Origin of the sequence: Streptomyces milbemycinicus (assembly GCF_002154605.1) — a bacterium.
GTDB lineage: Bacteria > Actinomycetota > Actinomycetes > Streptomycetales > Streptomycetaceae > Streptomyces > Streptomyces milbemycinicus.
The window spans coordinates 1-8,208 of sequence record NZ_MUNE01000524.1 but is presented as its reverse complement, the minus strand read 5'-3'; the positions used below and the strand labels follow the sequence as shown (position 1 = coordinate 8,208).

Here is an 8,208-nt window from a genome sequence, read left to right as displayed (position 1 = left end):
GTTGGGCCGGTACATCATCATCGGGCCCACCGGGCAGTCCGGCGGGATCCGTCCCTCGTTCAGCGCGCGCCAGCCGCGGGGGTCCTTGGCGAACCGCTCGGTGTCGCGCAGCACCTCGAGCGCGAGCGAGTAGCTGGTGATCAGGTACGCCTCGACGCCGGGGGACAGCTCGACCGGGGCGATGGGCCCGTACTGCCGCAGCCGCTCGTAGAAGAGGTGCGGATCGGCGGCGAACTCGGGTCCGTACAGGGGCAGGCCCTGGGCGGCGGGGCGGGCGGGTCCCCCGAAGCCGGCGTGGCCCGCATGCGCGGGGCAGCCCGGCGGCGGTGCGACTCCGACTCCGGCCTCGGCGTCGGGGCTGTGCCCGACTGCGGCCGTGGCGTCGGGGTGGTAGGTCACGCATGCTCCTGGGAGGGTGGGGCCTGGCGGTTCTGCAGATACTGCACGAGGGCGATCAGGGCGTGGGTCGAGGAGATCCGGTCCCGGGCGTCGCAGGTGACCAGCGGGGTCTCCGGCAGCAGGTCGAGCGCTTCCCTGACCTCCGCCTCGGCGAACCGCGGCGCTCCGTCGAAGTGGTTGACGGCGACCGCGTACGGCAGGCCGTGCTCCTCCAGGATGGCCATCACCGGGAAGGACTGGTCGAGCCGCCGGGTGTCGGCGAGGACCAGGGCGCCCAGGGCCCCGCGCGTCATGTCCTGCCACAGCCGGGTGAAGCGCTGCTGTCCGGGGGCGCCGAACATATACAGGACCAGCGTGTCGCTCAGGGTGAGGCGGCCGAAGTCCATGGCCACGGTGGTGGTCGTCTTGTCCTCGATCCCCTCGAGGTCGTCGACGAGCGCACCGGCCTGGGTCATCGTCTCCTCGGTGCGCAGCGGCTTGATCTCCGACAGCGAGCCGACATAGGTGGTCTTGCCGACCGCGAAGTGCCCGACGACCAGCAGTTTCACCGCTGTTCGGACGGTCCGCGGCAGATAGACCGCCCCCTCAGAGGCGAGCGCGGAGTCCATCGAGCACCTCCTGTAGAAGCTGGATGTCGGGCAGCTCGGCCGTGGGGATGGGCGACCGCGTGGTGATGTGGCCGCTGTCCACGAGGTCGCCGAGCAGGACCTTGGTGACGCTCACCGGCAGCTGGAGATACCCGGCGACCTCGGCGACCGAGAGGGCGCCGCCGAGGCACAGCTCCATCACCCGGCGCTTCTCGGGGCTGAGGCCGGCGAGCGGCCGGTCCGGATGCGCCATGACCAGCGTCACCAGGTCGAAGGTGTTGCGGGTCGGATAGGCACGGCCGTCGGTCACGACATACGGCCGTACCAGTCCTCGTTCGCGCCTGGCCGGGGTCATGCCGGGCTGCCGATGCCCTGTCGGGTGGTGCCCTGGCGGGGCGGGCTGGTCAGCTCCTTGCCGAGCCGGTCGACCAGCTTCTGCATCCGGTAGCTGACCGCCTCCATGTCCACGTTCTCGGTGGCGGAGACCGCGAGATAGGCACCGGGGCCGGCGGCGATCAGGAAGACATAGCCGCCGACGAACTCGATGAGCGTCTGCTGCCAGGGGGTCTCGTCGTCCGGGTCGCAGAACTCGGCGGTGGAGCGGCTGATCGACTGAAGGCCGGAGAGTGCCGCGGCCTGGCGCTCCGCCTCGTCCCGCGCGATGCCCTCGGAGTGCGCCCGCAGCATCCCGTCCGCCGAGAGCAGGATCGCGTGGCGCGCCTCCGGCATCTTCACGACCTCGTCGAGCATCCAGCCCAGCTCGTTGTTTATGTGGTCGTTCATGCCTGGCGATTCCCTTCTTCGGTTTGGGGGGCGGCGTCCTCGTTACCGGCACGGCCCGAACGGGTGCCGCGTGCGAAGGCACCCATGCGGTTGGCCGTCTCCTCGGCCGAACGGACGCGGTGCGAGCCGGTTTCGGGCTCCGGGGCGGCCGTGGGCCAGTCGTCCGCCGGCCGCGATACGGAGGGGTCCCGGCGGCGGCGCTTGGGCAGTCCGCCGGCCGTCGAGCCGTACGTACGTGACGCTTCTTCGATCGCCGACGGGTGGGTCAGCGCGGCCGGCGCCTGGTCCGCCGGGGCGGGCGCGGCCTGCTGGGGAGCGGGCTGCTGGGGCACGCCCTGCTGATAAGGCGCGGCCTGCTGGGGCGCGGCCTGCTGGTGGGGGATCTGCCCCACGGCGGGCTCGGTCCGGCGGGCGGAGCGGGTCTTGCGGGTCGGAAGGGAGGGGATGGTGTGCAGACCCGACTCCAGGCCCGACTCATGGGGTTCCTGCGGTACGGCCTGCCGGTTGCCCGGCTCCTCGGCATCGACGTGGGTGAGCAGCGCGGTGGGCAGGAAGAGCACGGCGCGCACACCGCCGTACGGGGACCTGGTGTCCACGGAGACGCTGAAGCCGTACCGCGCGGCGAGCAGGCCGATGACGGCGAAGCCGAACTGCGGCGGGTCGCCGAGCCGGGAGACGTCCACGGCGCGCTCTCCGGACAGCAGCGCGGCGGCGCGCTGCACCTCCAGGCCGTCCATGCCGACACCTGCGTCGTCGATCACGATGACCGCGCCGTTGTGCACCGGCTGCAGGCTGACCTCGACGTTGGTGTTGGGCTGCGAGTGGCGCGCGGCGTTGTCCAGGAGCTCCGCGATGGCGAGCACGACCGGCTCCACCGCCCGGCTGATCACGGCGACGTCGACCAGGGCGTGCACCTGGACCCGGCGGTAGTCACGGATCCGGGACTTGGCGCCTCGCACCACGTCGGTCAGCGGGGAGGAGACCCGCTGGCGGCCGGGCCAGGAGCCGCAGAGCACGGCGATGGCCTGGGCGCGGCGGCCGAACTGGGAGTTGGAGTGGTCGATCTCCAGGAGGTCCCGGAGCACATCGGGGTTGTCGTGCCGGTCCTGCATCTGGGAGATCGACAGCTGCTGCTCGTTGGCCAGACCCTGCAGGGCGCGCATCGACGCCTTGAGCGCGGCCTTCGCCGAGACGTCGGCCCTCGCCTGCGCCTTGTCCACCGCGCGGGTGAACAATTCGACGACCCCGTGAAGACTCTGCGCGAAGGCGGTGCCGGCCAGCCTTTCGTCCCTCAGCCCGGGTAGCTGCGAGGGCTGGCTGAGGGCGTCCGCGATGACCGGAAGGCGCATCTCGACGAGGTGTTGGAGCTCCTCGTCGCGCGACTTCAGGCTTTCCTCGAGCGTGGCGTTACGCCTGCGCACGCCGGCGGTGATCGTTCGCTGGCGCATCAGTAGGACGAAGACGACGAGCACGACAACGCCCAGGCACCAGCTCACCGCCTCCCATATGTGATCTGTCATCAGAAACCTCGTGCCAGGAGAACGCGGGCGCGGAAGGAACGATTCAGTGCCCTGATGTCCCGTCCAGAAACGGAATACGGCGATCATCTTAGCCACGCCGGTGTCCTGGCGCCCGATGCCCGCAGCAACATTCGAACTGTCAGGGCACCATTGCCAATTCTGGTGAAGATCCCATGAAGATCGGGAAGGCCGCGGGGAGATGGCGCCCCCTCAGCCCGGGACAAAAGCGACCACGCCGCCATCTTGCCGCGATGCCGCCCCGCCGCGCACTCCGCCGCCCGGCGACACTCCGACGGGAAGAGCGGCCGAACCGCGCCGGGACCGCTTCCGCGCCACCGGAACGTTCGCAAGCGGCGGTCGCCGTTCCGGAGCCTCGGCGCCCCCCTTGTACACCGTACGGCTCCGGCCCTCCACCCGGACCTGAGCAGGGGACTCGGGCCCGTCACACAAGTGCGGATACGGTGGTGACAGACGCCGTGGCGGACAGCCTTCCGCTGCCCCGCGGCCTCGACAACGGGGCCCCTTCCCCGCTGTCGCCCCGTAAGCCCGGAAGGAAGATGTGAGCAGGGTGTTTGTGCGGTTCAGCACGGTAATGAGGAGTGCGGGGTAGTCGCATGCATATCGTGATCATGGGCTGCGGCCGGGTGGGGGCTGCACTCGCCCAGACCCTGGAGCGACAGGGACATACCGTCGCCGTCGTCGACCAGGACCCGACCGCCTTCCGCCGCCTCGGCGCCGGATTCGGCGGACGCCGGGTGACCGGCGTCGGCTTCGACCAGGACACCCTGCGCGAGGCGGGCATCGAGGAGGCCGGCGCCTTCGCCGCGGTCAGCAGCGGCGACAACTCCAACATCATCGCGGCCCGGGTGGCGCGCGAGATGTTCGGCATCGAGAACGTCGCGGCCCGTATCTACGACCCCCGCCGCGCCGAGGTCTACCAGCGGCTCGGCATCCCCACCGTGGCCACCGTGCGCTGGACCGCGGACCAGATGCTGCGGCGGCTGCTGCCGTCCGGCGCGGAGCCGCTGTGGCGCGACCCCAGCGGCGGTGTGCAGCTCGCCGAGGTGCACACCTCCCCCGCCTGGGTGGGCCACAAGGTCAGCAAGCTGCAGGAGGAGACCGGCGTGCGCGTCGCGTTCCTCACCCGGCTCGGCGAGGCGATGCTGCCGACCTCGGAGACGGTCCTGCAGGAGGGCGACCTGGTGCACGTGATGATGCGCACCGACGAGGTGGAGAAGGTCGAGGCGGCGTTTGACGAGGGACCCGAGGAGGCCGGCCGATGAGGGTCGCGATTGCGGGAGCGGGCGCCGTGGGGCGTTCCATCGCGGGCGAGCTGCTGGAGAACGGGCACGAGGTGCTGCTCGTCGACAAGGCGCCGACGGCCATCTCCGTGGAGCGGGTGCCGCAGGCCGAGTGGCTGCTCGCCGACGCCTGCGAGATCACCTCGCTGGACGAGGCCGCGCTGCAGCGCTGCAGCGTGGTGATCGCGGCGACCGGTGACGACAAGGTCAACCTGGTTGTCTCGCTGCTCGCGAAGACCGAGTACGGGGTGCCGCGGGTGGTCGCCCGGGTCAACAACCCCAAGAACGAGTGGCTGTTCAACGAGGCGTGGGGCGTCGATGTCGCGGTCTCCACGCCGCGGCTGATGTCGGCGCTGGTCGAGGAGGCGGTGAGCGTCGGCGACCTGGTGCGGCTGCTGCGCTTCAGCCACGGCGACGCCAACCTGGTGGAGCTGACGCTGCCGCCGGAGGCGGCGCTGGCCGGCACCCGGGTCGGGGACGTGGAGTGGCCTGAGGACACCTCCTTGGTCACCATCATCCGCGGCACGCGCGTCCTGACGCCGAGCAAGGACGATGTCCTGGAGGCGGGCGACGAGCTGCTGTTCGTCGCGGCTCAGGCCCGCGAGGAGCAGCTGGAGGAACTGCTGTCCGTCCAGCGCGCGGACGCCTCCTAGCGCCCGTACGCGACACAAAGCGCCGGGCGGGCCACACGGCCCGCCCGGCGCTTTGTCGGTCTCTCAGAGGCCTCTCAGAGGCCTCTCAGGAGTCTCTCAGGGTCTCTCTCGCCCGCTCCCGCTCGCGCTCCGCCTGCTCCTCCGCCTCCATCTCCGCGATGACGTCGATCGGCGGCGGCGCCTTGGCCAGGAATATCCACGTCAGGTAGACGCAGAGCAGGAACGGCGGAATGCCGAGCGCAACCTTGACCCAGCCGAGCTGGGTGGCGTCGCCCCACCAGTACAGCGGGAAGAGGATCGCCGACTTGGCGAGCAGGATCAGCCCCCAGGCCCAGGTGGACTTGGTGTACGCGCGGAACCGGCCGGGGTTGCGGGTGCGCCAGGAGAGGTTCTCCTTGAGCATCGGCCCGAGCAGCACGCCGATCAGCGGATAGCGGAAGATCGCCGAGAGGACGTAGGCGATGGCCAGGCCCAGGGTGTAGAGCATGCCCGGCAGATAGAAGTTCTTCGCGTCGCCGGACATCATCGCGAAGATCGCGCCGAAGGCGACCCCGAAGACCCCGCTGAAGGCGTGCTTCAGGGTTTCCTTGCGGACCAGCCGCGCCAGCGCGAGGAGCACCGTGAGCCCCAACGACGCCAGGGCCGCGAGGTGGATATCGCGCTTGATCGTGTAGAGCAGGACGAAGACCAGACCAGGGACGGTCGTGTCGACCATGCCCCGTACCCCGCCGAACGCCTCCAGGAGCGCGGTGTCCGCCGCCGCTCTGCTCTGCGCGGCGGCCGCGGAATCCTCTTCGGTCGCCGTCGGCTCGTCGTCTCTCGTCACCGGCTACTCCTGTCCGAGCGGTCGGAGTTCGTACTTGGGGTTGAACAGCACCCGGCGGCCGTGGCTCATGGAGATCCGGCCGGTGGCGATCAGCTTGCGGCCCGGCTCGATCCCGAGGATGGAGCGCCGGCCCAGCCACACCACGTCCAGGGCGGCGGTGCCGTCGAAGAGCTCCGCCTCCAGGGCCGGCACCCCGGCCCGGGGCCGCAGCGTGACGGTGCGCAGTGTACCGGTCACCTTGACTATCTGCCGGTCGCCGCAATCACCGATCTTGGTGCAGCCGGCGGCCTCGGCGTCCTGCTGAAGCTCCGCGGAGTGAAGCTCCTCCTGGGAACTCGACAGCCGGTCCAGCATCCTCCGGAATCGGCCGGCCGGCTTATCGGATTTGCCAGGGGGCTCGTCTACGGCACTCATACGGCCAGCGTACCGGGGAGCCCTCACGGGGTCGCCGCCCGAACCCGCGCTCAGCGCTCGAAGCGGTAGCCCATGCCCGGCTCGGTGACGAAGTGGCGCGGATGCGAGGGGTCGGCCTCCAGCTTGCGGCGCAGCTGGGCCATGTAGACCCGCAGATAGTTGGTCTCGGTGCCGTACGAGGGCCCCCAGACCTCCTGCAGCAGCTGCTTCTGGCTGACCAGCCGGCCCGTGTTGCGGACCAGGACCTCCAGCAGATGCCATTCGGTGGGCGTCAGCCGGACGTCCACGCCGCCGCGGTTGACCTTCTTGGCGGCCAGGTCGACGGTAAACCCCTCGGTCTCCACGACCGCGCCGCCGTCGGCCGCCCCGACGGGTTCGGCGCGGCGCACGGCGGCGCGCAGCCGGGCCAGCAGCTCGTCCATGCCGAAGGGCTTGGTGACGTAGTCGTCGGCCCCGGCGTCGAGGGCTTCGACCTTCTCGTCCGAGGTCTGGCGGGCCGAGAGGACGAGGATCGGGACCCGGGTCCAGCCGCGCAGTCCCTTGATCACCTCGACGCCGTCCATATCGGGCAGGCCCAGGTCGAGCACGACCACATCGGGGTGGCGGGTGGCGGCGAGCCGCAGGGCGGTGGCGCCGTCGGAGGCGGCGTCGACCTCGTATTTGCGCGCCTTCAGGTTGATCACGAGCGCGCGCACGATCTGCGGCTCGTCGTCCACCACGAGCACCCGGTTCATCTGACGGCCTGCCTTTTCGCTTGTGTCGGGTCCATAGTCGCTGATCACGAAGTGACCTGGGCTGGCAGCGGGGAGCCGACCGGCTCACGGCCGCCGGCGGCCCGCAGGGTGAGCACCATGGTCATCCCGCCGCCGGGGGTGTCCTCGGCGGCCAGCCGGCCGCCCATCGCCTCCACGAAGCCGCGGGCGACCGCGAGCCCGAGGCCGACCCCCGCGCCGCGCGGGGCGTCACCGTACCGCTGGAACGGCTCGAAGATGCGGTCCTTGGCGCTGTCGGGGACGCCGGGGCCGCGGTCGGCGACGCGCAGCTCGACGCGGTCGCCCAGGGCGCTGGCGGACACCAGGACGGGCAGGCCGTCCGGACTGTACTTCACGGCGTTCTCCACGATGTTGGCGACGCTGCGCTCCAGCAGGCCGGGGTCGACCGCGACCATCGGCAGCTCCTCGGGGATCTCGAGGCTGACACAGGTCTCCGGGACGCCGACCAGGGCCATCGGGACCACCTCGTCGAGGTCGATCTCGCGGATCAGCGGTGTGACGGTGCCGGTCTGCAGCCGGGACATGTCGAGGAGGTTGCCGACCAGGTGGTCGAGGCGGTCGGCGCCCTGCTCGATGCCCTCCAGCAGCTCGGCCTCGTCCTCGGGCGACCAGGCGACGTCGTCGGAGCGCAGCGAGGACACGGCCGCCTTGATGGCCGCGAGAGGGGTCCGCAGATCGTGGCTGACGGCGGCCAGCAGCGCGGTGCGGATGCGGTTGCCCTCGGCGAGGTCCCGGGCCCGCTCGGCCTCCAGGGCCAGCCGCTGCCGGTCCAGGACCACGGCGGCCTGGGCGGCGAAGGCGGCGAGCACCCGGCGGTCCTCGGCGGGCAGCACCCGGCCGGAGAGCGCGAGCGCCATGTGGTCGCCGACCGGCATGTCCACGTCCGCGTCCTCGGGCCGCTCGGGCAGCGGCGCTCCCCCGTTGCCGCCGACGCTGCCCGAGCGGCCCGAGG

Annotated in this window: 10 protein-coding genes and 1 pseudogene; 2 read left to right on the top strand and 9 right to left on the bottom strand. The window is 71.2% G+C overall.

The window, feature by feature from the left end:
- The 5 genes and pseudogenes from CCN51_RS36440 to CCN51_RS36420 all read right to left on the bottom strand — a co-directional run.
- Positions 1-399, bottom strand: a pseudogene (locus CCN51_RS36440) (cytochrome P450); the annotation flags it as partial.
- Positions 396-1,007, bottom strand: a complete 612-nt coding sequence (locus CCN51_RS36435; RefSeq protein ID WP_014175848.1) for a GTP-binding protein — start codon at positions 1,005-1,007, stop codon at positions 396-398. The gene CCN51_RS36435 and the pseudogene CCN51_RS36440, both read right to left, overlap by 4 nt.
- A complete protein-coding gene (locus CCN51_RS36430; RefSeq protein WP_043486608.1) occupies positions 985-1,341 on the bottom strand; it encodes a DUF742 domain-containing protein in 357 nt (118 codons plus the stop codon). The genes CCN51_RS36435 and CCN51_RS36430 overlap by 23 nt, the downstream gene beginning before the upstream one ends.
- Complete coding sequence (locus CCN51_RS36425; RefSeq protein WP_014175850.1) at positions 1,338-1,769, bottom strand: roadblock/LC7 domain-containing protein; 432 nt, start codon at positions 1,767-1,769, stop codon at positions 1,338-1,340. The genes CCN51_RS36430 and CCN51_RS36425 overlap by 4 nt, the downstream gene beginning before the upstream one ends.
- Entirely contained in the window at positions 1,766-3,289 is a 1,524-nt protein-coding gene (locus tag CCN51_RS36420) for an ATP-binding protein (RefSeq protein ID WP_014175851.1), read from the bottom strand. Before CCN51_RS36420 ends, CCN51_RS36425 begins: the two co-directional genes overlap by 4 nt.
- A 614-nt stretch (positions 3,290-3,903) precedes the next feature.
- On the opposite strand from CCN51_RS36420, the gene CCN51_RS36415 reads away from it, so the two are divergent.
- Together CCN51_RS36415 and CCN51_RS36410 are read left to right on the top strand one after the other, a co-directional pair.
- On the top strand, positions 3,904-4,572 hold the full coding sequence (locus CCN51_RS36415) for a potassium channel family protein (protein ID WP_014175852.1): 669 nt from the start codon (positions 3,904-3,906) through the stop codon (positions 4,570-4,572).
- Complete coding sequence (locus CCN51_RS36410; RefSeq protein WP_014175853.1) at positions 4,569-5,243, top strand: potassium channel family protein; 675 nt, start codon at positions 4,569-4,571, stop codon at positions 5,241-5,243. The genes CCN51_RS36415 and CCN51_RS36410 overlap by 4 nt, the downstream gene beginning before the upstream one ends.
- Before the next feature lie 85 nt (positions 5,244-5,328).
- On the opposite strand, the gene CCN51_RS36405 is transcribed toward CCN51_RS36410, so the two are convergent.
- The 4 genes from CCN51_RS36405 to CCN51_RS36390 all read right to left on the bottom strand — a co-directional run.
- Positions 5,329-6,069: a DUF3159 domain-containing protein gene (locus tag CCN51_RS36405; RefSeq protein ID WP_014175854.1), complete on the bottom strand. Its 741-nt coding sequence runs from the start codon at positions 6,067-6,069 to the stop codon at positions 5,329-5,331.
- 3 nt (positions 6,070-6,072) lie between these two features.
- Complete coding sequence (locus CCN51_RS36400; RefSeq protein WP_078610406.1) at positions 6,073-6,483, bottom strand: OB-fold nucleic acid binding domain-containing protein; 411 nt, start codon at positions 6,481-6,483, stop codon at positions 6,073-6,075.
- Between the two features lie 50 nt (positions 6,484-6,533).
- Positions 6,534-7,217, bottom strand: coding sequence for a response regulator (locus CCN51_RS36395; RefSeq protein WP_014175856.1), 684 nt, complete (start codon positions 7,215-7,217; stop codon positions 6,534-6,536).
- A gap of 44 nt (positions 7,218-7,261) precedes the next feature.
- The coding region (locus CCN51_RS36390; protein ID WP_245881744.1) for a sensor histidine kinase at positions 7,262-8,208 on the bottom strand (947 nt) is incomplete at its 5' end.

Excerpts from the sequence above, each read along its gene's own strand:
- CCN51_RS36400 (WP_078610406.1), bottom strand. The coding sequence starts at position 6,483 with ATGAGTGCCGTAGACGAGCCCCCTGGCAAATCCGATAAGCCGGCCGGC.
- CCN51_RS36435 (WP_014175848.1), bottom strand. The coding sequence starts at position 1,007 with ATGGACTCCGCGCTCGCCTCTGAGGGGGCGGTCTATCTGCCGCGGACC.
- CCN51_RS36430 (WP_043486608.1), bottom strand. The coding sequence starts at position 1,341 with ATGACCCCGGCCAGGCGCGAACGAGGACTGGTACGGCCGTATGTCGTG.
- CCN51_RS36425 (WP_014175850.1), bottom strand. The coding sequence starts at position 1,769 with ATGAACGACCACATAAACAACGAGCTGGGCTGGATGCTCGACGAGGTC.
- CCN51_RS36410 (WP_014175853.1), top strand. The coding sequence starts at position 4,569 with ATGAGGGTCGCGATTGCGGGAGCGGGCGCCGTGGGGCGTTCCATCGCG.
- CCN51_RS36415 (WP_014175852.1), top strand. The coding sequence starts at position 3,904 with ATGCATATCGTGATCATGGGCTGCGGCCGGGTGGGGGCTGCACTCGCC.
- CCN51_RS36395 (WP_014175856.1), bottom strand. The coding sequence starts at position 7,217 with ATGAACCGGGTGCTCGTGGTGGACGACGAGCCGCAGATCGTGCGCGCG.
- CCN51_RS36420 (WP_014175851.1), bottom strand. The coding sequence starts at position 3,289 with ATGACAGATCACATATGGGAGGCGGTGAGCTGGTGCCTGGGCGTTGTC.